Here is a 25,639-nt window from a genome sequence, read left to right on the forward strand (position 1 = left end):
TCTTTACCAACGCTTAGGAGACTGGTCGCTCAGCCGTGCAGGTCGCGGTAGGCGGCCGCGGCGCCGGGGTGCAGCGGGACGTCCCCGGTGCCGATGAGCGATCGCTGGTCCAGGTACTGGGTGCCCAGGGCCGCCGAGGGCACCAGATCGGGCGCGGAGCCCACGAGGGTGCGCGCGACCGCGCCTGCCACGTCGTCGGGCAGCGAGGCGCCCGCGACGAGGAGATTCGCGACGCCGACGGTGGGCACCCGCGTGCTCGTCCCGTACACCCCGGCCGGCACCGCGACCGGCCCGTAGACCTCCCCGTGGCGGGCGCGCAGCTGCGGCAGGAGCCCGACCAGCGGGATCAGCCGAATGGGACGGCGGGCCGCCAGCTCGTCGAGTGCGGGCGTCGGCACGCCGCCGGACCACAGCAGCGCGTCCGTCGCCCCCGAGTCCAGCGCGGTGACGGCCTCGCGCAGCGGCCGCCGGGTGACCGGGGCGGTGATCCCGGCCGCGGCGAGCAGCCGGTCGCCGAACACGGCGGCGCCGGAGCCGAGCGCTCCGAGCGAGACCTGCCGTCCCGCCAGGTCGGCGACGTCCGCGATCGAGTCCTCGGCACGCACCACGACCTGCATGTAGTTCTCGTAGACGCGCCCGATCGCCCGCAGGGCCACCCCCTGGGCGAACGGCGCCTCGCCCCGCAGGGCGGCCACGGCGATGTCGCTGAGCGCGAGCCCGAGGGCGGCCGTGCCGTCCTCCACGTGGCGGGCGTTGTCGACGCTGCCGCCCGTCTCCATCACGCGCGCGGGGATCCCTGCGGCCTGCAGCTGCCGGACGAGCAGCTCGCCGAACTCCACATAGAAGCCCCCGGGCTCGCCTGCGGCCACCACGACCGGCGGCTCGCCGTCGCCGCTGCAGCCGGCGGCGGCGAACGCCAGAGCCAGTGGCGCCGCGCGCAGGACCGTCCGGCGGGAGAAGGTCACAGGCACGGCAGCTCCACGGTGACGGCCAGACCCCCGCCGGGCGCGGGTGCGAGCCACAGCGCCCCACCTCGTGCGGTCGCGAGGCGTTCCGCGATCGCGAGCCCGAGCCCCGACCCGCGGCTCCCGTTCGCCTGCGCCGAACGCCAGAAGCGCTGCGTGGCGCGGCCGAGGTCCTCGGCAGGCAGCCCCGGTCCGTCGTCGCGGACCTCGAGCCGGACCCGCCGTGCTCCAGGCGTCCCGGCCGCGGTCCAGCCGACCCGTGCGGTGGCCGTGGCCCCCGCATGCTTCACGGCATTGTCCAGCAGCACGTCGAGCAGCTGGGCCAGCTCCGACGCGGAGCATGCCACCTCGGCCGCAGGCCCTTCGGTGACGACGAGCCGCACTCCGGCGCGTTCGGCCACCGGTGCCCACAGCTCGACCTGCTCTGCCACGACCGTGCCCATGTCCGCCTGTTCGCCGCCGGCGTCGCCTGCTGCGAGGTCCGTGGCCCGGCTCTCGGCGGAGGCGAGGTCGAGCATCCCGTCGAGGAGCGACTCCAGCCGCTCCACCTCCGCGAGCGTCGAGCGGTAGGTCCGGCGGCCGTCGTCCGGGACGTGCGCGTCCAGGGCGTCGACCCGCAGCCGGAGCGCAGCGAGCGGGTTGCGCAGCTGGTGGGAGGTGTCCGCGACGAGCCGGCGTTGCTGCTCGGCGCTGGTGGAGACGACGTCGGACATCCGGTTGAACGCCGTGGCCAGCTCGCGCAGCTCCGACGGGCCGCCGCGCGGCGACACGTGCGCTCCGGGATGCCCCTCGGCGACCGCACGCACCCCTCCCGCCAGCTCGGCGACCGGCCGGAGCACCCAGCGGGCCACCACCAGCGCCAGCGCGGCGAACGCCACAGCCGCAGCCAGCGCACCGACCAGGATGGCCGTCCAGGCGGTGGCGATGTCGGCCGCGGCCCCGGCGGGCGAGGCCCGCAACACGACCGCACCTTCCACCTGCGTGCCGGTTCCGACCGGACGCGCGAACAGCACCGGCTCGTCGGACCCTGGCCCGAGTCGCTCCGGCCGGGCGGCCGGCTGGTTGCGCAGGGCGGCGTCGACGGCCGCGAGCACCCCGGGATCGTCGACGTCCAGACCGGCTTCGACGATCGGACGGGCCCCCCGGTCCACGACCACGACCCCTTCGCCGTAGAGCTCGCTGTGCGCCCGGACCTCCTCCGCGAGCGCCGTGCCCGTGTCCTGGTCCGCCTGCTGGGCGTACGCGGCGAAGCGGTCCATGTCGGCGGTGCGGGCGAGCACGAACCGCTGCGTGCGCTCGGCCGCCGTGCTGTCGAGCAGCGGCAGCGCGAAGGCCGCGACGGTGGCGACCGAGAACGCCGAGAGGACCAGCAGCAGGCGACGGCGCACGGGATGTCCTCAGCCGCCGAGCCGGAAGCCGAACCCGCGGATCGTCGTCAGCAGCCCGGGGCGCCCGAGCTTGGCCCGCAACGCTGCGAGGTGCACGTCGAGCGAGCGTGAAACCGCGAGGTAGGCATCCCCCCAGACCTCGTCGAGCAGTTGCTGACGACTGACGGCGGCTCCCGGCCTGCGGGCGAGCGCAGCGAGGATCTCGAACTCCTTCACGGTCAGGGTGATCTCGTTCCCGCCGACGGTGGCCCGCCGGGCGCCCAGGTCGATGTGCAGGTCCTCGATCTCCACGACGTCCGCCGGGGCGTCGTCGGCGGAGCGCCCCGCACGGGCCCTGCGCGCCACCGCCTCCATGCGCGCCAGCAGCTCGCGCAGGCGCACCGGCTTCACCACGTAGTCGTCGGCGCCCAGCCGCAGCCCCCGCACCACGTCCCGCTCGGTGTCGCGCGCGGTGAGCACGAGCACCGGCGTGGAGGTGATGCGCCGCAGCCTGCGCAGCACGTCGAGCCCGTCGGCGTCGGGGAGCCCGAGATCGAGCAGGACGACGTCCGCGTCGTGCGCGTTGCCCCAGACCTCGGCTGCGCGGGCCGCCCGGACCGCGGTGTGCCCGTGGGCCGTCAGCGCCTCGAGCACCGCGTCGGCGACCCCGTCGTCGTCCTCGACCACCAGTACACGCACGTGATCAGCCTGCCGGACGAATGCCGAGCGGCATACCCTGGTCGGCGGCATGCGCACGGCCGGTCGTCGCACAGGGCTCGCCAACCAACCTGGATCAACGGCACGATCCGGATCGTGAAGCTCCTCCGTACCCGCCTGCGCGTGCTCGGCTCCGTGCTGGTCGCCGTCACGCTGCCGATGCTCGTCGTGGCGGGTTGCACCACGAGCATCACCGGTGAGCCCAGCTCCCGCCCGGACGCGTCCGGCCAGGCAGCACCCTCCCCGCAGAGCGCCTCGCCGTCGGCTGTGCCGCGGGCGGCCTCAGGGTTCTGTCGCGTGAGGGTGACGTCCGGCGGCACGTCGATCAACAGCTCGGGCACGAGCGCGCGCTCGTCCACCGTCAACGGGCACACGACGTTCTCCTGCGGCTCGAGTCCGGTCATCGCGATCGCGGCGGTCGAGGACGCCGGCGTCACGTTCACGGCCGACGGGGCCACGGTGACGGTCGCCCCCGGCTCGGACGCCACCGTCGGCACCGCCGTGATCGAGGTCATGCGCGCCGGGGGTGGCACGGCGGAGTTCCAGGTCACACCGGGCTGACCGACGACTTCCCGGCGCGGTGCCCGCATCGTCCCGGGCTACTACTCTGGTGGGGTGAGTACGCACCACCCCGTCCCCGGCCACCCCGATCCGGCAAGCCCGTGGGTCTTCAGCACCCGTGAGCTCGGGCGGCGTCCGGGGAACATGCGCAGTTACCAGCGCACCGTCCCGGCTCCGGCGGCCCCTGCTGCGCTCGGCTTGGAGACCATCGCCGTGCCGGCGGGGGAACCCATCGAGCTCGACGTCAGGCTCGAGTCGGTCACCGAAGGGGTCTACGTCTCGGGCAGCGTGCACGCGCCCCTCACGGGCGAGTGTGCCCGCTGTCTCGACGCGCTCACCGACGAGATCGACGTCGAGCTCTCGGAGCTGTTCGCCTATCCCGACAGCGTCACCGACGAGACCACCGACGAGGACGAGCTGCCGAGGGTCGTCGACGAGATGGTCGACGTCGAGCAGACCGTGCGCGACGCGGTCGTGCTCGCCCTGCCCCTTGCCCCGCTGTGCAGCCCTGACTGCCTCGGCCTCTGCCCCGACTGTGGGGAGAAGCGGGCCGACCTCGCGCCCGGCCACGGGCATGAGACACTGGATCCTCGGTGGGCCGCTCTGCGTGAGCGCCTGTCCGCAGACTGATCCCTCGAGTACTGCTAGGAGATTCACCGTGGCTGTTCCGAAGCGCCGGATGTCGCGGTCGAACACGCGCTCGCGCCGGTCGCAGTGGAAGGCCACTGCACCCACGCTCGTCGCCTGCTCGAACCGCGCCTGCCGGGCCGTCAAGCCCCCGCACGTCGCCTGCCCCACCTGCGGCACCTATGACGGCCGCCAGGTCGTCACCCCGGCCTGATCGCCGGGAGCACGGAATCGGCGACGACGCAGTGGTAGCGCGAGGCCTACAGGGGCCCGTGGAGGACCGCGGGCCCCTTCTCGCGTCCCTCGGAGTCGAGATCGCCCACGATCTACTCACTCTGGCGCTCACCCACCGGTCCTACGCGTACGAGAACGGCGGGCTGCCCACCAACGAGCGCCTGGAGTTCCTCGGCGACTCCGTGCTCAGCATCATCGTCACCGAGCGGCTCTACTGCGACCACCCGGACCTGCCCGAGGGACAGCTGGCCAAGCTGCGCGCGAGCGTCGTCAACATGCACGCGCTCGCCGGCGTGGCGGCCACCCTCGGTGACGGCGGGCTCGGTGCGCACCTCTACCTCGGCCGCGGCGAGGAGCTGACGGGTGGCCGCACGAAGGCGAGCATCCTCGCCGACGCCACGGAGGCCCTGATCGGCGCTGTGTACCTCGAGCACGGGCTCGAGACGGCACGTGGCCTCGTCGACCGTCTCTTCGACGGTTTGATGCGCAGCGCGCCGTTGCTCGGGGCGGGGCTGGACTGGAAGACGAGCCTCCAGGAGCTCACGGCGGCGGCGGAGCTCGGCGTCCCCGAGTACCGGATCGCCGAGGACGGCCCGGACCACCTCAAGATCTTCACTGCCACCGCGGTCGTGGCGAACCGGGAGCTCGGGTCGGGCGAAGGGCGCACGAAGAAGGAGGCCGAGCAGAAGGCGGCCGAGCTCGCGTGGCGCACTCTCACGGCCGAAGCCGCAGCGGGCAGCGAGCCCGCTGCGTCCGGCCCCGGCTGACACCCGGCCGTGCCGGAGCTCCCGGAGGTCGAGGTCGTCCGTCGCGGCCTCGCCGACCACGTTCTCGACCGCAAGATCGCCGCGGTCACGGTCGCCCATCCCCGTGCAGTGCGCCGGCACGTGGCAGGCGGCGACGACTTCGCCGCCCGACTCACCGGGCGCGCCATCACCGGGGCCCGCCGCCGGGGCAAGTACCTATGGCTCGACCTCGACGGCGGCGCCGACGGGGACGATGCCGTGCTCGCCCACCTCGGCATGAGCGGGCAGATGCTCGTGACCGCCGACGACCGGCCCGACGAGAAGCACCTGCGCATCCGGTTCCGCTTCGCCGACGGCGGCACGGAGCTGCGTTTCGTCGACCAGCGGACGTTCGGGGGCCTGTCGGTGCACCCGCTGGTGCCTGCGGCCGGGGGAGGCCTGCTGCCCGAACCGATCGCGCACATCGCCCGCGACCCGATGGACCCGGCGTTCGACCTCGACGAGGCCGTCGCGGCCATCCGGCGGCGGCGCACCGGGCTCAAGCGCGCGCTGCTGGACCAGACGGTGGTGTCGGGCATCGGCAACATCTACGCGGACGAGGCGCTCTGGCGGGCCCGGCTGCACTGGGCCCGCCCCACCGAGGCACTCACCCGCAAGCAGGGCCGCGAGGTGCTCACCGCCGCCACCGAGGTGATGGCGGCGGCGCTCGCGGCCGGTGGCACGTCGTTCGACGCGCTCTACGTGAACGTGAACGGGGCGTCCGGCTACTTCGACCGCTCGCTCGACGTCTACGGCCAGGCGGACCGGGCGTGCCGCCGCTGCGGCACGCCCATCCGGCGCGACCCGTTCATGAACCGCAGTTCGTTCAGCTGCCCGCGCTGCCAGCCACGACCGCGTCATCCGCACGCCTGATCCGCCGGACCGCTCCTCAACCCGCGTCGCGCAGCATCAGGTCCTCCAACGTCTCCCGGCGCAGCATCGGCACGGCCGCGCCGCTCGCCACCGCGACGACCGGCGGCCTGCCGATCTGGTTGTAGGTCGAGGAGAGCGAGGAGTGGTACGCCCCGCTGCAGGGCACGGCAAGGAGATCGCCCGCGGCGATGTCCTCGGGGAGCATCGCCTCCTCGGCGAGCACGTCCGACGACTCGCAGTGCCGTCCGACGACCGTGACCGGCCGGGACGGCACGCGTTCGGGCCTGCCGAAGCGCCGCACGTGGTAACGCGCGCCGTAGAGCGCCGGCCGTGGGTTGTCGCTCATCCCGCCGTCCACGGCCACGAACGTGCGGTGCACCCCGTGCTTGACAGCCGCGACCCGGTACACCGTGACGCCCGCGCGGGCGATGAGCGCCCGACCGGGCTCGACGGTCAGGCGGGGCATCCGCAGGCCGTGCCACTGGCACGCCTCGGCAATCGCGGCCGGCACGGTGCGTCCGAACGCGGCGAGGTCCATCGACTCCTCCTCGGGCGCGTACGCCACCGCGTGGCCGCCGCCGATGTCCAGCTGCGGCAGCTCGATGCCGTGCTCGCGTGCGATCTCGGCGAGAAAGGCGACCATGCGCTCGGAGGCCTCCACGTACCGGTTGATCGAGCGCACCTGGGAGCCGAGGTGGCAGTGCAGGCCGACCAGCTCCAGCTCGGGCCGGGCGAGCACGCCACGCACGGCCTCCGCGGCGGCACCGGTCGCGATGGAGAGCCCGAACTTCTGGTCCTCGGTGCCGGTGGTGAGCCCGGCGTGCGTGCCGGCATCGACCCCGGGGACGACCCGCAGCAGCACCTGCTGGCGGGTCGGCACGAGGGCTGCGAGCGGGGCGATCTCCTCGAGGGAGTCGATCACGATGCGGCCCACGCCCGTGGCCATGGCCGTCTTGAGGTCCTCGGTGGTCTTGACGTTGCCGTGCATCACCATCCGAGATCCGGGAAAGCCGGCGGCCGCGGCCACGGCGACCTCGCCACCGGAGCACACGTCCATCGCCAGGCCTTCCTGGTCGACCAGCCGGGCAATGGCCCGGCAGAGGAACGCCTTCGCGGCGTAGGCGATCTCCACTCCCGGGAGCGACTCCCGGTAGGCCCGGCAGCGGGAGCGGACGTCCGTGGCGTCGATGGCCAGGACCGGCGTGCCGAACTGCGCGGCCAACTGGGCGAGGTCCACCCCGCCCACGAGCAGCTGCCCGTCACACGTCGCTCGGGCAGTCTCCGGCCACAGGCCCGGGGCCAGTCGGGATGAGAGCGACGTGCGAAGTGACGGGATGAGATCGGCGAGAGTCACCTGTTCTCCTAGATCCGGCGGTCTCCGGAGGCGACGGCGGCCGGCAGACCGCCGAGGTCTCCGTTCTCCCGCGATCGGACCGAACGGAACAGGGAGTCACCGCGGCGTTGACGGCCACCGGCCGTGTCCTGACGCCGCCATAGCGCCGAGTGGTTCGGGCCACTCGGGGGCCGTACGGGCGGTTCAGAGCCAGCCGGCCCGTTTGAAGATCGTGTAGAGGATCATCCCGCACAGCAGCATCAGCCCGATCGCGAACGGGTAGCCGTAGGTCCACGAGAGCTCGGGCATGTGGGTGAAGTTCATGCCGTAGATCGAGGCGACCAGCGTGGGGGCGAAGAGGATCGCCGCCCACGACGAGATGCGCTTGACCTGCTCGTTCTGGTCGAAGCCCGCCTCGGTCAAACGGGCCATCTCCTCGTTCTGGCGTTGCGCGACGAGCGCGGCGTTGACCTGGACGATGTTGGAGAGCAGGTCGCGGAAGGACTGGACGCGCTCCATCACGCGTATGGCGTGGTCGGACACGTCGCGCAGCGACCGGCGCAGCTCCAGGTCGGACTGGCTCGCCGTGGCCTTCAGCCGGTCGCGCAGCTCGACGAAGACCTCCCGCAACGGCTCGACCGCTCGCTGGAACTCGATCACCTCGCGGCTCAGCTGGTAGATCCGCTTCGAGACCCCGGGGTCACCGCCGAAGACCTGCACCTCGATGCCGTCGATGTCGTCCTGCAAGCCGTCGAGCACCGGGAAGTAGTCGTCAACGACCTTGTCCAGCACCGCGTAGAGCACGGCGTACGGGCCGTTGTCGAGGAGCTCCGGATCGCCCTCCAGCCGCTTGCGGACCGCGGCGAGGTCGGGCTCCTCGGCGTGCCGGACGGTGATCACGAAGTCGGGGCCGATGAACAGGTGCACCTCGCCGATCTCCACGACCTCGACGGGGTCGACGTACCGGGCGGGGCGCAGCACCACGAACACGACATCGCCGTAGAGGTCCAGCTTCGGCCGCTGGTGGGCGGTGATGGTGTCCTCGACGGCGAGGGGGTGCAGGCCGAACTCCTCGGCGACGGCTTCGATCTCTTGCTTGCTGGGCCGCAGGAGCCCGATCCAGCAGAAGCTGCGCCCCTGATCAGGGCACTGGCGGAGCTCCTCGAAGGTGTGGTCGAGCGACGTCGGATCGACGGCCCGCCGGCCGTCGATGTAGATGGCGTTGTCGACGACCGACATCCGTACTCCCGTCAGGTGCGGCTACCCGGTCATGCTCCGGATGCGCGACCGTGCCTCCGGAGGCACATTCGCAGGGTAGTCGCGTCGACTTTCGGTCGTCCGTACGTGCTGCACGACGGCGGCGGCCGCTCGTGCGGCGAGGGCTACTCCCACCACGATGCCGAGCGCGATGAGGTCGCCCCGGCCGCCCTCGAGGGTGCCGAAGCGGTGGAGGACGAAGCCGTCGTAGCAGGCCCAGCTGAGGCTCGCGGTGACGACGGCACCGACCGTGGTGGTCATCGCCGCGAGGATGACGGCCGCCGCGGCGGCGAACGCGAGCCCCATCGTGTGGTCGCCGGCGAACGCCCAGGCGGCGATGGCGGCGATGGCCCCGGCGGGAAGACCCAGAACGCCACCGACCGGGCCGGACATGAGGGGCTGCGCGGGAGCGGTGTCGCCTGTGGTGGGTCGGGGTGCGAGCACGTCTTCGACGATCCAGCGCGGCATCCGGCGCTCAAGAACTGTTGACGTCCTTCTGACGGGGCCGGGGCGACCTCTGACGCGCCTGTCATGCGGTTGTCGTACTACTGCGCGGTGCGTAGTACTGTGCCGTGCGCAAGCCGGTCCGCACGACCGGCCGGGCACGTCGACCAGGGGAGGGGGAGGTGTGGACACGAGCCAACTGCTCAAGGGGGTGCTCGACCTCGCCGTGCTCGCGGTGCTGGACCGCGCGGACGGCTACGGCTACGAGGTGGTGCGCGGGCTGCGCGCGGCCGGACTACAGGAGGTGGGCGACGCCTCCGTCTACGGAACGCTGCGCCGGCTCTACAACGCCGGCCTGCTCACCTCGTACGTCGTGCCGAGCGAGGAGGGGCCGCACCGCAAGTACTACAGCGTGAACGGGCCGGGCCGGGACCGGCTCCGGGAGCTGGTGAAGACCTGGCGGTCGTTCGCCGAGACGATGGAAGGGCTGGTGGGGGCAGCGTGAGCGAGCTTGCGAGCCCACCATTCAACACAGCACCGGCGCGAACGCAGCCGACGAGCGTTAGCGAGGAGGTCGCGTGACCGGCGACAACGACGACGTCAAGCGCGGTGGAACCGATGGCGTGCCCAACGTGCGGGTACTGGCCGGGCCGGTTGAGGAGTACCTGGCCGGCATCCGCTCCGCGCTGGCGGACCTGCCGGCACCGGAGCTCGCCGACATCCTCGACGACGCCCGCGCGCACCTCGCCGACCTGACCGCTGAGCTGGGGAGCGAGGCGAACCTCGCCGCGCTGGTGGATCGGCTCGGCACCCCGGACGCCTACGCGGGCGAGCTGCGGGCGGCGGCCGGATACCCGCCCGCGTCCGGAGCACCGCGGGAGCCGTCGAGGGCGGGTGCTGCACGGCTCGCGATCGCCGGGCTCGTCGCATCCACCGTGCTGATCATGCTCGGGGTCGCGGCGAGCGCCCCCGAGGTCGTCCTGTTCGGGATGCTCCTCGCCCTCGCAGGGCTCCCGCTCGTCACCAGGGACGGCCCGGAGCTGCCCTCGCTGACCGCTCTTCCGGCGATGCGCCGGCTCGTCGCCGCCATGCCGCCCCCCGGAACGGCCGCCCGGTCCGTCACGGACTTCCTGGCGGCCCTGCAGCCGGCCTGGTGGGTGGCCAGGGGGGTGGTCGCTGCGGTGCTGGTGGACGAGATCGTGGTGGGGGCGGAGCTCGCACTGGTGGTCCTGCTGTCGCTGGTGACCGTGCCGTTGTCGATCTGGCTGGGGCACCGCACCCGTCGTGACCGGCGCTGGCTCTGGGCGGTGGTCCCGCTGAACGGTCTCGCGGCCGCGCTGCTTCTGCTGCTGCTCGGCAGCTCCGCCCTGTTCGGCTCCTCCTCGTCGTCCGGCGCCTCGGTGCAGCGCTACCAGCAGCCGGGCCTGTGGCAGGACATGGACCGGCAGATCCTCGACATCCGGCCCGTCGACGCCGCGGGCAACCCGCTCACCGGCGTCTACCTGTTCGACCAGAACGGGCGCCCGATCGACACGACCACGAGTTCCTCGTGCGAGGACGAGTACCGGTTCTCGGCGCCCGGGGCGAGCGCGGCCCGCCCGTACCCGCGCGGAACCGTGGACTACGACCCCCGCACCGGCGACTGCGTGACCATCCCGCCCGGGCCACTGGTTGTGGCGGTGCCCTCCGGGACGCCGTCGGCCACCGGCCAGGTGACGGTGCCGCCGCCCACGACACCGCCGGCCCCGCCGACCCCGCCGGCTCCGCCTACGGCACCCCCCACCCCCACAGGCTGAACCCTCACGGCGCGCACCTCGTGGCCGCCGCACACAGGGCATGACATGTGCGCGGTGGCCACCAGGTGTGTGCGGTCAGCTCCGGCCGGTCGCTGCAGCTGGCGGCCGGTTGTGCCCGGGCCGTGCCGGTATGCGTCGGGGGCGCCGGCACGGCCCACTCTTCCCACGCGCGTGAGCACCACCACCAGCGCGTCAGGAACGCGTCAACGTCGCAGGCCAAAGGCGTCAACGCGGCGTTCGCGGTCCGCTATGCCCCGCCGACTCCGACGATGCTCGCGCACCGGTCCGTCGGCTCGGCGGACCGGTGTGTCCTGGTGGAGGAGAAACGATGGCCGACCTGGCCTACGTGGTGCTGGTGATCGCAGGTTTCGCGATCCTCGCCCTTATCGCGAGGGGGCTCGAGTCCCTGTGAACGCCGCTGCATACATCGTCGGCGGGCTCATCGCGCTGGGCCTGCTCATCTATTTGTTCGTGGCCCTCCTGCGTCCGGAGCGCTTCTGATGCGCACTGACGAGAACCCCCGGGCGGGGGTGAATTCATGAGCGACACCCTTGCCGGCATCCTCACGATCGTCGCGCTGCTCGTGGTCCTCGCGATCGTGTACAAGCCGCTCGGCGACTACATGGCGCGGATCTTCACGAGCGACAAGCACTCCGGCCTCGAGCTGGCCCTGTACCGGATACTCCGGGTGGACCCGAACGCCGAGCAGCGATGGAGCACGTACGCGGCAGGCGTGCTGGGCTTCTCCTTCGTCGGCGTGATCCTGCTGTACCTGCTGCAGCGGCTCCAGACCTTCCTCCCGATGGCGTTCGGGCACGACCCGGTGCCCGCCGCGGTCGCGTTCAACACCGCGATCTCGTTCGTCACCAACACGAACTGGCAGTCCTACGTCCCGGAGACCACGCTCGGCAACACCGTGCAGATGGCCGGTCTGACCGTCCAGAACGTGGTGTCGGCGGCGGTCGGCATCGTGGTCGCAATTGCGCTGATCCGCGGGTTCGTCCGCTACAACACCGACCGGCTGGGCAACTTCTGGGTCGACCTGACCCGCTGCGTCATCCGGCTGATGCTGCCGATCTCCTTCGTCTTCGCGATCATCCTGATCGCGACGGGCGTGGTGATGTCGTTCAAGTCCGGCGTCGACGTCACCGCCGTCGACGGCACGCAGCACACGCTCGCGCTGGCGCCCGCGGCGTCCCAGGAGTCGATCAAGGAGCTGGGCACGAACGGCGGCGGCATCTTCAACGCCAACTCCGCCCACCCGTTCGAGAACCCCAACGGGCTGAGCAACTTCGTCGAGATCTTCCTCGAGCTCGTGATCCCGGTGGCGCTCACCCGCACGTTCGGGACCATGGTCCGCAACACCCGGCAGGGCACGGTGCTCGTCGCCGTCATGGGTGCGGTCTGGCTCGTCTTCATCGCACTCGCCTGGGCGTCCGAGGCACACCCCAACGGGCCGGCCGCGCAGGCCGCCGGGGCGGCCTTGGAGGGCAAGGAGGTCCGGTTCGGGATACCGAGCTCGATCATCTTCGGCGTGTCGACGACCGGCACGTCCACCGGGGCGGTCAACTCGTGGCACGACAGCTTCACCGGTGGTGCCGGCGGGATCACGATCCTGAACATGCTGCTCGGCGAGGTCGCGCCCGGTGGTACCGGCACCGGCCTCTACAGCATCCTCATCATCGCGATCATCGCGGTGTTCCTGGCCGGCCTCATGGTCGGGCGCACACCGGAGTACCTGGGCAAGAAGATCGGCCGGGTCCAGGTGACGGCCGCCTCGATCTCCTTGCTGACGATGCCGGCGATCGTCCTGATCGGTGCCGGCCTGGCCATCGCGCTCCCGAGCACACTCAGTGCCCTCGGCAACGACGGAGCGCACGGCTTCTCCGAAGTGCTCTACGCCTATGCCTCGTCAGCCAACAACAACGGAAGCGCGTTCGGCGGCCTCACCGTCACCAGCGACTTCTTCCAGGTCACGACCGGGCTCGCGATGCTCTTCGGCCGCTTCGTGCCGATCCTCGCCGTGCTCGTGCTCGCCAGTTCGCTCGCGAAGCAGAAGCGGGTGGAAGCCAGCGCAGGCACCTTGCCCACTGACGGAACGCTGTTCGGGGTGATGGTCGGCGGCACCTTGATCCTCGTAGCGGCCCTCACCTTCTTCCCGGCCCTCGCTCTCGGGCCCATCGCGGAGGCTCTTTCATGACCCTCGGACTTCAGGAGAAAAAGGCTCCCACCGCGGCGTCGCACGCGCCGCAGGCCGTCAAGGCGGGAGCGTTCAGCCCCCAGCAACTGTGGGAGTCGTTGCCGGAGGCGTTGCGCAAGCTCGACCCGCGTACGCAGTTGCGCAACCCGGTCATGTTCGTGGTGTGGGTCGGGTCCGTTGTCGTGACGGTGATGGCGATCATCCAGCCGTCGGTGTTCGCGTGGTGGATCGCGGTGTGGCTGTGGTTCACGGTGTTGTTCGCGAACCTGGCCGAGGCGGTGGCGGAGGGTCGGGGTAAGGCGCAGGCGGAGTCGCTGCGGCGTACGAAGAAGGAGACGGTCGCGCGGCGGCTGGGTTCGCATGGTGCGGAGGAGTCGGTGCCGGGCACCGAGTTGCGTATCGGTGACCTGGTGGTGGTCGAGGCGGGGGAGACGATCCCGGGTGACGGCGACGTCGTCGAGGGCATCGCGACGGTCGACGAGTCGGCGATCACCGGTGAGTCGGCCCCGGTGATCCGGGAGGCCGGTGGTGACCGCAGTTCCGTCACCGGTGGCACCACGGTTCTCTCGGACCGGGTGGTCGTGAAGATCACGACGAAGCCGGGTGAGTCGTTCGTGGACCGGATGATCGCTCTGGTCGAGGGTGCCTCGCGGCAGAAGACGCCGAATGAGATCGCGTTGACGATCCTGCTGGCGGTGCTGACGATCATCTTCCTGCTGGCTGTGGTGGCGGTGGCCCCGATGTCCACGTATGCCGGGGTGAACCAGTCGCTAATCGTGTTGACCGCGCTGTTGGTGTGTCTGATCCCGACGACGATCGGTGCGTTGCTGTCCGCGATCGGTATCGCGGGGATGGACCGGTTGGTGCAGCGCAACGTGCTGGCCACCTCCGGTCGTGCGGTCGAGGCGGCGGGCGATATCGACACGCTGTTGTTGGACAAGACGGGCACGATCACGTTCGGCAACCGGCAGGCCACCGAGCTGATCCCGATCTCCGGGGTGAGCGCCCAGGACCTGGCCACGGCCGCCCGGCTCTCCAGCCTGGCCGACCAGACCCCGGAGGGGCGCAGCATCGTCGAGCTGTGCGCCCGCGAGTACAGGTTGCCCGCCGAGGCCACGGCGGACGAGGCCGTGATGGAGTTCGTGCCGTTCACCGCCCAGACCCGCATGTCGGGTGTGGATCTGAACGGCCGCTCGGTCCGCAAGGGCGCAGGATCGGCCGTGGCGGGGTGGACCCATGTGGAGTCCGGGGAGATCGACGCGATCGTCGCCGAGATCTCCGACGGCGGTGGCACCCCGCTCGTGGTGGCCGAGGCGAACTCGCCGGACGGTGCCGGGGCCCGGGTGCTGGGTGTGATCCGGTTGTCGGACGTGGTGAAGCCCGGTATGCGTGCCCGGTTCAGCGAGTTGCGGGCGATGGGTATCCGCACGGTGATGATCACGGGTGACAACCCGCGGACGGCGCGGGCGATCGCGGCCGAGGCGGGGGTGGATGACCATCTGGCCGAGGCGACGCCCGAGGACAAGATGGCGTTGATCCGTCAGGAGCAGGAGGGTGGGCGGCTGGTCGCGATGACCGGTGACGGCACCAACGACGCGCCGGCGCTCGCGCAGGCCGATGTCGGGGTGGCGATGAACACCGGGACGGCCGCGGCCAAGGAGGCCGGGAACATGGTCGACCTGGACTCCGACCCGACCAAGCTGATCGAGATCGTGGAGATCGGCAAGCAGTTGCTGATCACCCGCGGGGCGCTGACCACGTTCAGCATCGCCAACGACCTCGCGAAGTACTTCGCGATCCTGCCGGCGATGTTCGTGGCGATCTACCCGTCGCTGGGGCTGTTGAACATCATGCATCTGGCCACGCCGCAGTCCGCGATCCTGTCCGCGGTCATCTTCAACGCCCTGATCATCGTGGCGCTGATCCCGCTGGCCCTGCGCGGTGTGCGCTACCGGCCGTCCAGTGCGGCGAACCTGCTGCGGCGCAACGTACTGATCTACGGGTTGGGCGGTGTGGTGATGCCGTTCGCCGGGATCTTCGTCATCGACCTGCTCGTCCGTCTGATTCCAGGGATCTGAGGTTCATGCTCACCACGCTGTGGCGCCAGACCGCCACCGGGCTGCGGGTCCTGATCGCGTTCACCATCCTCTGCGGGATCATCTACCCGCTGGTGGTGTACGGGGTCGGGCACATCCCGGGGCTGGCAGCCAACGCCGAAGGCTCGATCATCTACAACGCCAACGGCACCCCGGTGGGGTCGTCGTTGATCGGGATCGACCCGGTCCCGACCGACGCCGCCGCCGACCCGTACTTCCACGCCCGGCCCTCGGCCTCGTCATCCGACCCGCTGGGTCCGGGTGACACCACCACCTCCGGTGGCTCCAACAAGAGCGGGTTCAACCAGGACCTGCTCGACACGGTCAACCAGCGCCGCGCGCTCATCGCGCAGCGGGAGGGCGTCGACCCGGCGCTCGTTCCGCCCGACGCGGTGACCGCGTCCGCGTCCGGGCTGGACCCGGACATCAGCCCGGCCTACGCCGAGCTGCAGGTCGCGCGCGTGGCCCGGGTCACCGGGCTGTCGCAGGACGAGGTCCGCAACCTCGTCTCCGAGGCCAGCTCCGGACGCATCCTCGGCTTCCTCGGGGAGCCGACGGTCAACGTCACCGAGCTGAACCTCGCGGTGCAGGAGGCCCGGCACTGACCGCACGATCCGCTCCCCATGCGCGGGGGTCGTCGCCACGGCGGCGCCGGCCCCCGCGGGCATGGGCCTCAGTCGGGCTCGGGCAACGGGGCGCTCAACCGCACCTCCTCGGCGTCGAGGCGGGTCTGCAAGCGGCGCAGCACGATGTCGTCGATCTTCCGTGCGTCGCGCAGCCCCACGACCGCGGCCCGCTTCACCGCGATCAGGGCTGCACGCAGGCGTTGGTCGTCCGCGTGCTCGCCGCGTTCGGCCGCGAGGGCCGGGTCCTCGGTGGGCATCAGGGGGTTGGCCAGCACGTGCAGGTGCTCCTCGTAGTCGGCCCGTACCCGCTCCACGACCGCGGGCCCGATGCCCAGCCGTTCGGCCGTTTCCGGGAGGGCGGACAGCCCGGCCTCGGTGGAGACCCGCTCGGCGAGGGCCTGTTCGCCTGCGATGCCGTCGTCGGGCAGCCGGGCCCAGCGGAGCACCGACGGCAGGGTCAGGCCCTGGACGAGCAGCGTCACCAGGATGACTCCGAAGGTGATCAGCACGACCAGGTCACGGCCGGGGACGTCGTGCGGGATGGCGAGCGCCGCTGCCAGCGAGACGCCGCCGCGGAACCCCGCCCACGCCATCGGCTGCCGCTGCCGGAAACCCACCCGGCGCAGCCGCTGCTGCGGGCGGCGGTCGAGCGCACGGATGATGTACGGGGTGGTGTTGATCCAGAGCACCCGGGTGCCGATCACCACGGCCGAGATCAGCAGGGCCTGCATCGCCGCGCCCGCCAGGGACGTCGACTGAAGCCCCTCCACGGCGCCGCGCAGCTGGAGCCCGACCAGCACGAACAGGGTGCCGTTCAGCACGAACGTGGTGACGCGCCAGAACGCCTCGGTGAGGATGCGGGTCCTCGCGCCGATCACCCGCGGTCCGACCTGGCTCAGCGTCAGTCCGCACACCACCACGGCCAGCACACCGGACGCGTGGATCTCCTCGGCGAGCAGGAACGCGACGAACGGGGTGAGCAGGCTGACCGCGGCCTCCCGGATCGGGTCCCGCGCCAGCTTGCGGGCCTGTACGGCGAGCCAGGCCACCACAAGCCCGGCTGCGGCGCCCCCGATGTAGGAGAGCGCGAACGCCCCGATCGCCGACGCCCAGCTGAACGTCTGCTCTCCGATGGCCACGGAGAGCGCGAGCGCGAAGACAACGAGCGCGGTGCCGTCGTTGATGAGGCTCTCGGCCCGCATGGTGGTGAGCGTGCGCCGCGGCATGCGGCCCGCCACGGCCGCCACCGCGGTGGCATCGGTGGGAGCCACCACCGCACCGAGCACCCAGGCGATCGGCCAGCTCAGCCCCAGCGCGTGCCCGGCCACCGCCACCACGGCCGCAGTGGCCAGCACCAGCCCCACCGAGGACAGCACGACCACCCGGAGGTTCTGGCGGATCTCACGCAGGGAGGTGGTGAGCGACTCCCAGTAGAGCAGCGCCGGCAGGAACACCAGCAGCACGAGCTCGGGCGCCGGCGGCACGTCGGACGTCCAGGGGAGGAAGGCCAGCGGTACGCCGCCGAGCAGCAGCACGATCGGCGACGCGATCCGAAGCCACGCCGCCAGCCGGCTGAGCGCGATGACGGCGCAGCCGATCACGACCAGCACCTGCAACACGTGTGGGTCCTGCACGGGTTCCGTCCCTCCACCCGGTGTCGCGGCCCCGCCTGCAGGCTTTCCCCCGCGCGGCCGCATGTTGTCGCTGCAGGTCCCAGCGTTTCGTCTGTCTTCGGTGTTCCACGGCCACCACGGGCAGAATCGATGCCGTGAGCAGGCGGGGAGAGTTGCGGATCTACCTCGGGGCCGCACCCGGGGTGGGGAAGACCTATGCCATGCTCGCGGAAGCCCGGCGCCGCCAGGAGCGGGGCACCGACGTCGTGGTCGGGATCGTCGAGACCCACGACCGGGCGAAGACGGCCGCGCTGCTGGAGGGTCTCGAGATCATCCCCCGCCGGCCCGTGGGTGGCCATCCCGGCCTCGACGAGCTCGACGTGGACGCCGTCGTCGCGCGCGATCCGCAGGTCGTGCTGGTCGACGAGCTCGCCCACACCAACGCGCCCGGCTCGCGCAACCGAAAACGCTGGCAGGACGTCGAGGCGCTGCTCTACGCGGGTATCGACGTCCTGACCACGGTGAACGTGCAGCACCTCGAGTCGCTCAACGACGTCGTGGAGCGCATCACCGGCGTGCATCAGCAGGAGACCGTGCCGGACGAGGTGGTGCGCCGGGCCGAGCAGATCGAGCTGGTCGACATCACGCCCGAAGCGCTGCGCAGGCGCATGGCGCACGGCAATGTCTATGGTGCCGAGAAGGTCGACGCGGCACTGGCGAACTACTTCCAGCCGAGCAACCTCACCGCGTTACGCGAGTTGGCCCTGCTCTGGGTGGCCGACGAGGTGGACGTGGCGCTGCAGCGGTACCGCAGCGAGAAGAAGATCAGCGATACCTGGGAGACCCGCGAGCGCGTCGTCGTCGCCCTGACAGGTGACAAGGAGAGCGAGACGGTGTTGCGCCGCGCCGCCAGGATCGCCAAGCGCGCGGGCGCCGCCGATCTGCTGGCCGTGCACGTGCTGCGCGGCGACGGGCTCGCCGGACCTCCGGTGGGCGCGGTGTCGCGGCTGCGCACCCTCGCCGAGGACGTCGGCGCGAGCTTCCACACCGTGGTCGGCGGGGAGGACGTGCCCGCCGCCCTGCTCGACTTCGCCCGCGGGGCCAACGCCACCCAGCTCGTGGTCGGCACGTCCCGCCGGTCGCGCCTCGCACGTGTGCTCCTGGAGGGGATCGGGGCCCGTGTCGTGCGCGACTCGGGCACCATCGACGTGCACATGGTCACCCACCAGCAGGCCGGTCGCGGACTGCGGCTCCCGGTGCTGCACAGCGGGCTCCCGGCGATCCGCAAGGGGCTGGGCTGGGTGCTCGCGCCGGCGCTGCCGCTGGCGGCCACCGGCCTGGGCATCGCCCTGCGGAGCTCGATCGGGATGTCCACCGACATCGTGCTGTACTTCCTCGCCACCGTCGTCGTCGCGATGGTGGGGGGCCTCGGTCCCGCCGTGGTGGCCGCGGTGGCCGGTGGCCTGCTGCTGAACTTCTTCCTGACCCCTCCGCTGTACTCCTTCACGATCGCGGAGGGGGAGAACCTCCTGGCGATCGCGGCGATGGTGGTGGTGGCGGTGCTCGTGGCGCTCGTCGTCGACCGGGCGGCGAGGCGTGCCCAGCAGGCGGCGCGTGCCCGTGCCGAAGGAGCCCTGCTGGCCTCGTTCGCCCGCACCGTGCTCACGCGCAGCGATCCGCTCCCGCGGCTGCTCGAGAAGGTGCGGGAGGCGTTCGGCCTGCGCTCGGTCGCGCTGCTGGAGCGCACCGGCGGGTCGGCGGTGGACGAGTGGACCTGTGTCACCTCGTCGGGGTCCCTGGGCTGCATGGCGCCCGAGGACGCCGACGTCGACGTGGAGATCGAGGACGACCTGCACCTGGTCGGCACCGGCCGGTCGCTGGCGGCGGCGGACCGGCGGCTGCTGGAGGTGGTGGGCGGCCAGGCGCTGCTCGCGTTGCGCAGCCAGCGGGCCGCCGCGGAGGCCGACGCCTCGCGGGCCCGGGCCCATGCCACCGAGACCCGCAGCGCGTTGTTGTCGACCGTCGGCCACGACCTGCGCAGCCCGCTCACATCGATCAAGGCCGCGGCCGGAAGCCTGCGCGATCCGAACCTCCAGCTGCCGGCGTCCGACCGCCAGGAGCTGACCGCCACCATCGAGGAGTCCGCCGACCGGTTGACCGCGCTCGTGGACAACCTGCTCGACTCCGCGCGGCTCGCCTCGGGCACGCTCACGCCGCTCCTGGCGCCGACCGGATACGGCGAGGTGGCGGGCCGGGCCCTGGTGGGGCTGCCGGACGCGGAGAAGGTCACGGTGGACATCGACGAGTCGCTCCCCGACGTCGTCGCGGACGCGGGCCTGCTGGAGCGCGTCGTCGCGAACGTCGTCGACAACGCCCTGCGCTACGCCCCCGACGCCCCGATCGTGCTACGGGCCAGCGCGCACGCCGACCGCGTCGAGCTGCGCATCGTCGACTCCGGGCCGGGGGTGCCGCGCACCGAGCGGGACGCGCTGTTCGCCCCGTTCCTGCGGCTCGGTGCCGCGTTGCCGAGCGACCGCGACGGAGCGACGGGCGTGGGTCTCGGGCTCTCGGTCGCCCGCGGGCTCACCGAGGCGATGGGTGGCACCCTGACCGCGGAGGACACACCCGGTGGCGGCCTCACCGTGGTCGTGGCGCTGCCTGCGTGGCAGAACGGAGCGGGTCGATGACCGAGCACCGCGTCCTCGTCGTCGACGACGACCTACAGATCCTGCGTGCGCTGCGGATCAACCTCGCAGCGCACGGCTATCACGTCCTCCTGGCTCCCGACGGCGCCGCGGCGCTGCGTGCCGCCGCCGACGGGCACCCCGACGTCGTCGTCCTCGACCTCGGGCTGCCCGACATGGACGGCGTCGAGGTCATCGAGGGGCTGCGCGGCTGGAGCACCGTCCCGATCATCGTGCTGTCGGCCCGGACGGGAGCGCCGGAGACCATCCGTGCCCTCGACGCGGGGGCGGACGACTACGTCACGAAGCCGTTCGGGATGGCGGAGCTGCTGGCCCGGCTGCGTGCGGCCGTCCGCAGGGCCGCGGTGTCGTCCGTGGACGGGGAGCCGGTCGTCGACGCCGGCGACTTCCGCGTGGACCTCGCCGCCAAGAAGGTGGTGCGCGCAGACGGCACCGAGCTGCACCTGACGCCCACGGAGTGGGGTGTTCTGGAGTTGCTGGTGCGCCACCGCGGCAAGCTCGTGGGGCAGCGTGAGCTGCTCCGGGCGGTGTGGGGACCCAACTACGGCACCGAGACCAACTACCTGCGGGTCTACCTGGCGCAGCTGCGCCGCAAGCTGGAACCGGAGCCCTCCCGGCCCAAGCACCTGATCACGGAGCCCGGGATGGGCTACCGGTTCGAGGTGTGACCGGGAGGGCGGGCGGGCCTGATCAGCGACCGAAGTCCTGCACCCAGTACGAGCCGGAGATCCCTACTCCGATCGTCTTGAACGTGCAGTCCAGGATGTTGCGGCGGTGCCCGGCCGAGTCCATCCAGTCACCCACGACCTCGGCCGCGCTCCGCTGGCCGCGCGCGATGTTCTCGCCGCCGGGGGAGCGGTAGCCCGAGTCACGGATACGGGCGTCGAACGTGCGGCCGTCTTCCGCGGTGTGGGAGAAGTAGCCCTCGGCCGCCATGTCCTCCGCATGCTGCTGGGCGGCCTCGGTGAGCCGGGGATCGGACACCAGCGCCTTGCACCCGGCCGCCCTGCGGGCGGCATTGGTGGCGGAGATGACGGCGTCGGCCGCGCGAACGGACTGAGGGACCTCGCGCTGGGGGACCGCGGGTGCGGCGGCGGGGGCAGGGGGCTGGGCGGCGGCCTGGGCCGCCTGGGCGGCCGCTTGGGTGGCTGCCTGGCTGGCCGCCTGGTTGGCGACGTCGGCGGCTGCCGCGGCCGCCTGGGGGATGCCCAGCGCGACGACGGGGATCGAGAGCGCGGCGTCTTCGGGAACGGCGGCCGCCTGGAGGGCGACCGGTGAGTCCGCCGGCGCTACGGGGGGAACGGCGACGACTGCGATGCTGCCCACCAGGAGCGCACCGAGGGAGACGCCGAGGAGGAGGGGTCCGCCGCGATGGCCGAAGCTGAGCACGCGATTGCCACGCGGTGAGCTCGCATTCGGCCTGGCCGGTTCGGTCATGCGGCGTAAGTTAGGGAGGACCGTGGGAAAACGCAATGACCCAGTCATTCGGCTGAACTTGTGGGTAGCTGGGCGTGTCCAAGGTGTGGGATTCAGGTGGTGGACCCGCACCCGTGCGTTGGAGCTGGGCCTCGTCGGAGTAGCGAAAAACCTTCCGGACGGACGCGTCGCCGTAGTGGCCGAGGGCGAGCGGCAGGCGTGCGAACGGCTCCGCGACGCGATCCGCGCGGGGGAGTCGCCGGGGAGCGTGGCCGAGGTCGTCGAGCAGTGGTGCGACGCCCGCGGTGGCCTGCAGGGATTCCGGGAGGCCTGACGGTAATGTTTGTCAACCGCCACCAGCCTGGAGAACTCACCCGTGCATCTGAAGAGCCTGACGCTGAAGGGCTTCAAGTCCTTCGCCTCGGCCACGACGCTGCGCCTGGAACCAGGCATCACCTGTGTTGTCGGCCCCAACGGCTCGGGTAAGTCCAACGTCGTCGACGCGATCAGCTGGGTGCTCGGCGAGCAGGGGGCGAAGGCGCTGCGCGGCGGCAAGATGGAGGACGTCATCTTCGCCGGCACGTCCGGCCGGGCGGCGCTCGGCCGCGCCGAGGTGACGCTGACGATCGACAACTCCGACGGCGCGCTGCCGATCGACTACTCCGAGGTCTCGATCACCCGCCGCATGTTCCGCGACGGCGCGGGTGAGTACGAGATCAACGGCGCACACTGCCGGCTCCTCGACATCCAGGAGCTGCTGTCCGACTCCGGCATCGGCCGCGAGATGCACGTGATCGTCGGCCAGGGCCAGCTCGACTCGGTGCTCCAGTCGAAGCCCGAGGACCGGCGCGCCTACATCGAGGAGGCCGCGGGGGTCCTCAAGCACCGCAAGCGCAAGGAAAAGGCGCTCCGCAAGCTCGACGCGATGCAGGCCAACCTCACCCGGCTCACCGACCTCACCGCTGAGCTACGCCGCCAGCTCAAGCCCCTGGGCCGCCAGGCGGAGATCGCCCGGCGGGCGCAGGCCGTGCAGTCCGAGCTGCGGGACGCCCGGCTGCGGCTCGCCGCCGACGATCTCGTCACCCTGCGCGACGCGCTCGCGCGCGAGGAAGCAGACGAGTCGACGGCCAGGGCCCGCCGGGCCGAGGTCGAGGAGCAGCTGTCGGTCGCCCGCGTGGAGCAGGAACGGCTGGAGCTCGCGCTGGCGGAGGACGCCCCGCGGCTCGCGGCAGCACAGGACACCTGGTACCGGCTCTCCGCGCTGGCGGAGCGCCTCTCCGGCACCGTCCGGCTCGCCCAGGAACGCACTCGCCATCTCGCCGACCCGCAGGAGCGCACCCCGGGGCGCGACCCCGACGAGCTGGACGCCGAGGCCGACGCCGTCGCCGAGCAGGAGGACGAGCTCGTCGAGGCGGTCGCGGAGGCCCGCAGGCGGCTGACGGATGTGCTGGAGGAACGCGCCGAGCACGAGAAGACACTTGCCGCGGCCGAGCGGGCCCACCTCGCCGCCGTCCGCGCGCTCGCCGACCGCAAGGCCGGTATCGCCACGCTCGCCGGCCGTGCCGAGGCCCTGCGCAGCGGTGCCGCCGCCACCGCCGACGAGATCGAGCGGCTCTCCGAAGCCCTGTCCGAGGCCGAGGAACGCACCGAGACCGCAGCTGCCGAGCTGGAGCAGGCCCGCGACGAGCTGGGCGCCCTCGGCGACGACGACCCGGCCGACGGCTCGCTCTCCAGCTCGCTGCGCGAGTTGGAGCGCCGCTCCGCAGAGGCCGTCGAGGCCCACAAGGGCGCCCGCACGAGAGTGGCCGAACTGGTGGCCCGCGAGCGTGACCTGGAGCAGCAGCGCGCGCACTGGCGGGCGCGGGTCGATGCGCTGTCGGTGGGGCTCGCGCGCCGCGACGGGTCCGGCGCGCTCACCGACTCCGACGGTGTGCTCGGGGCGGTGTCCGGCCTTCTCACCGTGGAGCCGTGGGCGCGGGCCGCGGTGGCGGCGGCACTCGGCGACCTCGCCGACGCGCTGGCCGTGTCCTCGTCCGACGCCGCGGTGGACGCCCTGCGCTTGTTGCGTGCCCGCGACGCCGGCCGGGCATCGCTCGTGGTGGGCTCCGCCGCGCAGAACGGTGGCTCTCCCGACCTGGGGCAGGCGCCTGCCGGGCGCTGGGCCTGTGAGCTCGTCTCCGCCGAGCCGGTGCTCGCCGGCGCCGTCGCGAGGCTGCTGCACGGCGTCGTCGTGGTGGACGACCTCGACGCCGCCCGCGCTGCCGTCGACGCCCACCCGGAGCTCACCGCCGTCACCACCGAGGGTGACGTGCTCGGAAGTGCACGCGCATCCGGGGGATCCGGCACTGCATCGAGTGCGCTCGACGTCCAGGCCGCCGTGCAGGAGGCCGTCGAGCAGCGGGAGGCCGTGGAGGACGAACTGGCCGGCCTCCGTCCGGCTCTGGAGGGCGCGCGGGCGGAAGAGGCCGCCCGGCTCACCGACGTGGAGGCCGCTCAGCGGATGCAGACGGCCGCCGAACAGCGTCGCGCCGCCGCGTCGGCTCAGCTCGGGCGCTACGAGCAGGCCGTGCGGTCGGCCACGGCGGAGGCGCAGCGGTTGCGCGAGCGCCGCGACGCCGTCGAGGCGCGGCGCTCCGACGCGCTGCTCGCGCTGGAGGCGGCCGAGCAGCAGCTCGCGGTGGCCGAGGACGAGCCGGTCGACGACGAACCCGACACCGAGATCCGCGACGCCGCCGCCGAGTCGCTCGCCGCCGCGCGTGCGGAGGAGGTGGAGGCCCGGCTCACCTTGCGCACCGTCGAGGAGCGGGCGCGGGCCATCGCCGGGCGCGCCGAGTCCCTGCGCCGGCAGGCGTCGTCGGAGCGGCAGGCCAGGGCCAGGGCCGCGGCGGCGCGGGAGGCCCGGCACCGCGCCGCCCGGATCGCCGCCCTCGTCGTCAGCGCGGGCGAGACCGCCTCCGAACGGATCACTGTGTCGCTGTCCGCGGCCGCCACCGAGCGGGACGCCGCCGCGGCCGCCCGCGACTCCCGCGAGCGCGCATTGGGCGACGCCAGGGCCACCACGCAGCGCCTCACCGCACTGATGGAGAAGCTCACCGACGCCGTGCACCGCGACGAGGTGCTGCGGGCGCAGTCCCGCCTGCGGCTGGAGCAGCTCACCGAGAAGGTGCTCGCCGACCACGGTCTCGCCGTCGAGGATCTCGTTGCCGAGTACGGCCCGGATACGCCGGTGCCTGCGTCTGCCGCGGAGATGGCCGAGTACGAGGCGGCGAAGGAGCGCGGCGAGGACGTCGTGGCCCCGCCGCCGATGCCCTACGACCGCGCCACCCAGGAGCGGCGGGCGCAGCGGGCGGAGAAGGACCTGAGCCTCCTCGGCAAGGTCAACCCGCTCGCGCTGGAGGAGTTCGCGGCGCTCGAGGAGCGCTACCGTTTCCTCTCCACCCAGCTGGAAGACCTCAAGAACACCCGCCGCGACCTGCTCACCGTCGTCCGCGAGGTGGACGACAAGATCCTCGAGGTCTTCACCACCGCTTACACCGACGTGGCCCGCGAGTTCGAGATCGTGTTCGCCACGCTGTTCCCCGGCGGCGACGGCCGCCTCGTCCTCACCGACCCGAACGACATGCTCACCACGGGCATCGAGGTGGAGGCGCGGCCGCCGGGCAAGAAGGTCAAGCGGCTGTCCCTGCTGTCCGGCGGCGAGCGGTCCCTCACGGCGATGGCACTGCTCGTGGCGATCTTCCGGGCGCGCCCCTCTCCGTTCTACGTGCTCGACGAGATCGAGGCCGCCCTCGACGACGTGAACCTGCGCAGGCTCATCTCCCTCATGGAGGAGCTGCGGGAGACGAGCCAGCTCATCGTCATCACGCACCAGAAGCCGACGATGGAGGTCGCCGACGCGCTCTACGGCGTGTCCATGCGGGGCGACGGGATCACCACGGTGATCAGCCAGCGCCTCCGCGCGGCGAGCTGACGGTTCAGCCCGCCCGACGAAGCCGGCCGCCGCGGAGGCGAACTCCTGGGGCGG

Annotated in this window: 23 protein-coding genes; 15 read left to right on the forward strand and 8 right to left on the reverse strand. The window is 72.2% G+C overall.

What is annotated here, in order from left to right:
- Nucleotides 1-29: 29 nt before the first annotated feature.
- The 3 genes from ACQPZQ_RS09475 to ACQPZQ_RS09485 are packed head-to-tail and all read right to left on the reverse strand — an operon-like array spanning nucleotide 30 to nucleotide 3,031.
- Nucleotides 30-965: a TAXI family TRAP transporter solute-binding subunit gene (locus ACQPZQ_RS09475; RefSeq protein ID WP_433299090.1), complete on the reverse strand. Its 936-nt coding sequence runs from the start codon at nucleotides 963-965 to the stop codon at nucleotides 30-32.
- Nucleotides 962-2,353, reverse strand: a complete 1,392-nt coding sequence (locus tag ACQPZQ_RS09480) for a sensor histidine kinase (RefSeq protein WP_433294144.1) — start codon at nucleotides 2,351-2,353, stop codon at nucleotides 962-964. The genes ACQPZQ_RS09475 and ACQPZQ_RS09480 overlap by 4 nt, the downstream gene beginning before the upstream one ends.
- Before the next feature lie 9 nt (nucleotides 2,354-2,362).
- Complete coding sequence (locus ACQPZQ_RS09485; protein WP_433294146.1) at nucleotides 2,363-3,031, reverse strand: response regulator transcription factor; 669 nt, start codon at nucleotides 3,029-3,031, stop codon at nucleotides 2,363-2,365.
- 114 nt (nucleotides 3,032-3,145) lie between these two features.
- On the opposite strand from ACQPZQ_RS09485, the gene ACQPZQ_RS09490 reads away from it, so the two are divergent.
- Genes ACQPZQ_RS09490 through mutM form a run of 5 tightly spaced genes read left to right on the forward strand, consistent with a single transcriptional unit; the run spans nucleotide 3,146 to nucleotide 6,129 of the window.
- Nucleotides 3,146-3,610 carry a hypothetical protein gene (locus ACQPZQ_RS09490; protein ID WP_433294148.1) on the forward strand — a complete coding sequence of 155 codons (465 nt, stop codon included), beginning with the start codon at nucleotides 3,146-3,148 and terminating at the stop codon, nucleotides 3,608-3,610.
- Between the two features lie 54 nt (nucleotides 3,611-3,664).
- Complete coding sequence (locus ACQPZQ_RS09495; protein ID WP_433294151.1) at nucleotides 3,665-4,240, forward strand: YceD family protein; 576 nt, start codon at nucleotides 3,665-3,667, stop codon at nucleotides 4,238-4,240.
- A 28-nt stretch (nucleotides 4,241-4,268) separates the two neighbouring features.
- Nucleotides 4,269-4,451: a 50S ribosomal protein L32 gene (gene rpmF / locus ACQPZQ_RS09500; RefSeq protein WP_241041312.1), complete on the forward strand. Its 183-nt coding sequence runs from the start codon at nucleotides 4,269-4,271 to the stop codon at nucleotides 4,449-4,451.
- A 58-nt stretch (nucleotides 4,452-4,509) separates the two neighbouring features.
- On the forward strand, nucleotides 4,510-5,238 hold the full coding sequence (gene rnc / locus ACQPZQ_RS09505; RefSeq protein WP_433294153.1) for a ribonuclease III: 729 nt from the start codon (nucleotides 4,510-4,512) through the stop codon (nucleotides 5,236-5,238).
- 9 nt (nucleotides 5,239-5,247) lie between these two features.
- Nucleotides 5,248-6,129: a bifunctional DNA-formamidopyrimidine glycosylase/DNA-(apurinic or apyrimidinic site) lyase gene (gene mutM / locus ACQPZQ_RS09510; protein ID WP_433294155.1), complete on the forward strand. Its 882-nt coding sequence runs from the start codon at nucleotides 5,248-5,250 to the stop codon at nucleotides 6,127-6,129.
- Nucleotides 6,130-6,145: 16 nt separating this feature from the next.
- Here mutM and lysA read toward each other — a convergent pair whose 3' ends face one another.
- From lysA to ACQPZQ_RS09525, 3 genes are all read right to left on the reverse strand, one after another.
- Nucleotides 6,146-7,483 carry a diaminopimelate decarboxylase gene (gene lysA, locus ACQPZQ_RS09515; RefSeq protein WP_433294157.1) on the reverse strand — a complete coding sequence of 446 codons (1,338 nt, stop codon included), beginning with the start codon at nucleotides 7,481-7,483 and terminating at the stop codon, nucleotides 6,146-6,148.
- Nucleotides 7,484-7,666: 183 nt separating this feature from the next.
- On the reverse strand, nucleotides 7,667-8,701 hold the full coding sequence (corA, locus tag ACQPZQ_RS09520) for a magnesium/cobalt transporter CorA (RefSeq protein ID WP_433294159.1): 1,035 nt from the start codon (nucleotides 8,699-8,701) through the stop codon (nucleotides 7,667-7,669).
- A 21-nt stretch (nucleotides 8,702-8,722) separates the two neighbouring features.
- Nucleotides 8,723-9,163, reverse strand: a complete 441-nt coding sequence (locus ACQPZQ_RS09525) for a hypothetical protein (protein ID WP_433294161.1) — start codon at nucleotides 9,161-9,163, stop codon at nucleotides 8,723-8,725.
- A gap of 184 nt (nucleotides 9,164-9,347) precedes the next feature.
- Here ACQPZQ_RS09525 and ACQPZQ_RS09530 point away from each other — a divergent pair, with 184 nt between their 5' ends.
- The 6 genes from ACQPZQ_RS09530 (at nucleotide 9,348) to ACQPZQ_RS09555 (ending at nucleotide 15,860) form a co-directional block, all read left to right on the forward strand.
- Nucleotides 9,348-9,668: a PadR family transcriptional regulator gene (locus ACQPZQ_RS09530; protein WP_241041306.1), complete on the forward strand. Its 321-nt coding sequence runs from the start codon at nucleotides 9,348-9,350 to the stop codon at nucleotides 9,666-9,668.
- 73 nt (nucleotides 9,669-9,741) lie between these two features.
- Nucleotides 9,742-10,959 (forward strand): DUF1700 domain-containing protein, encoded by a 1,218-nt coding sequence (locus ACQPZQ_RS09535; protein WP_433294163.1) that lies wholly within the window; start codon nucleotides 9,742-9,744, stop codon nucleotides 10,957-10,959.
- 408 nt (nucleotides 10,960-11,367) lie between these two features.
- Nucleotides 11,368-11,460, forward strand: coding sequence for a K(+)-transporting ATPase subunit F (gene kdpF / locus ACQPZQ_RS09540; RefSeq protein WP_241041304.1), 93 nt, complete (start codon nucleotides 11,368-11,370; stop codon nucleotides 11,458-11,460).
- 37 nt (nucleotides 11,461-11,497) lie between these two features.
- The gene (gene kdpA, locus ACQPZQ_RS09545) at nucleotides 11,498-13,159 is read left to right on the forward strand and encodes a potassium-transporting ATPase subunit KdpA (RefSeq protein ID WP_433294166.1); all 1,662 of its coding nucleotides are present in this window, start codon (nucleotides 11,498-11,500) and stop codon (nucleotides 13,157-13,159) included.
- The gene (gene kdpB / locus ACQPZQ_RS09550; RefSeq protein WP_433294168.1) at nucleotides 13,156-15,237 is read left to right on the forward strand and encodes a potassium-transporting ATPase subunit KdpB; all 2,082 of its coding nucleotides are present in this window, start codon (nucleotides 13,156-13,158) and stop codon (nucleotides 15,235-15,237) included. The genes kdpA and kdpB overlap by 4 nt, the downstream gene beginning before the upstream one ends.
- Before the next feature lie 5 nt (nucleotides 15,238-15,242).
- Nucleotides 15,243-15,860, forward strand: a complete 618-nt coding sequence (locus ACQPZQ_RS09555; protein WP_433294170.1) for a potassium-transporting ATPase subunit C — start codon at nucleotides 15,243-15,245, stop codon at nucleotides 15,858-15,860.
- 68 nt (nucleotides 15,861-15,928) lie between these two features.
- Here the strand turns inward: ACQPZQ_RS09555 and ACQPZQ_RS09560 are convergent, their stop codons facing one another.
- A complete protein-coding gene (locus ACQPZQ_RS09560) occupies nucleotides 15,929-17,515 on the reverse strand; it encodes a Na+/H+ antiporter (protein WP_433294172.1) in 1,587 nt (528 codons plus the stop codon).
- A 134-nt stretch (nucleotides 17,516-17,649) separates the two neighbouring features.
- Between ACQPZQ_RS09560 and ACQPZQ_RS09565 the strand changes: the two genes are divergently transcribed.
- Nucleotides 17,650-20,181 carry a DUF4118 domain-containing protein gene (locus ACQPZQ_RS09565; protein WP_433294174.1) on the forward strand — a complete coding sequence of 844 codons (2,532 nt, stop codon included), beginning with the start codon at nucleotides 17,650-17,652 and terminating at the stop codon, nucleotides 20,179-20,181.
- The gene (locus tag ACQPZQ_RS09570; RefSeq protein WP_241039990.1) at nucleotides 20,178-20,867 is read left to right on the forward strand and encodes a response regulator; all 690 of its coding nucleotides are present in this window, start codon (nucleotides 20,178-20,180) and stop codon (nucleotides 20,865-20,867) included. The genes ACQPZQ_RS09565 and ACQPZQ_RS09570 overlap by 4 nt, the downstream gene beginning before the upstream one ends.
- Before the next feature lie 22 nt (nucleotides 20,868-20,889).
- Here ACQPZQ_RS09570 and ACQPZQ_RS09575 read toward each other — a convergent pair whose 3' ends face one another.
- Complete coding sequence (locus ACQPZQ_RS09575; protein ID WP_433294176.1) at nucleotides 20,890-21,636, reverse strand: CAP domain-containing protein; 747 nt, start codon at nucleotides 21,634-21,636, stop codon at nucleotides 20,890-20,892.
- Between ACQPZQ_RS09575 and ACQPZQ_RS09580 the strand changes: the two genes are divergently transcribed.
- Together ACQPZQ_RS09580 and smc are read left to right on the forward strand one after the other, a co-directional pair.
- Nucleotides 21,635-21,949, forward strand: coding sequence for an acylphosphatase (locus ACQPZQ_RS09580; RefSeq protein WP_433294178.1), 315 nt, complete (start codon nucleotides 21,635-21,637; stop codon nucleotides 21,947-21,949). The genes ACQPZQ_RS09575 and ACQPZQ_RS09580 overlap by 2 nt on opposite strands.
- A gap of 42 nt (nucleotides 21,950-21,991) precedes the next feature.
- Entirely contained in the window at nucleotides 21,992-25,585 is a 3,594-nt protein-coding gene (gene smc, locus ACQPZQ_RS09585; RefSeq protein ID WP_433294180.1) for a chromosome segregation protein SMC, read from the forward strand.
- Nucleotides 25,586-25,639: the final 54 nt, after the last annotated feature.

It is taken from the genome of Pseudonocardia sp. CA-142604 (assembly GCF_050948475.1).
Classification (GTDB): domain Bacteria; phylum Actinomycetota; class Actinomycetes; order Mycobacteriales; family Pseudonocardiaceae; genus Pseudonocardia; species Pseudonocardia alaniniphila.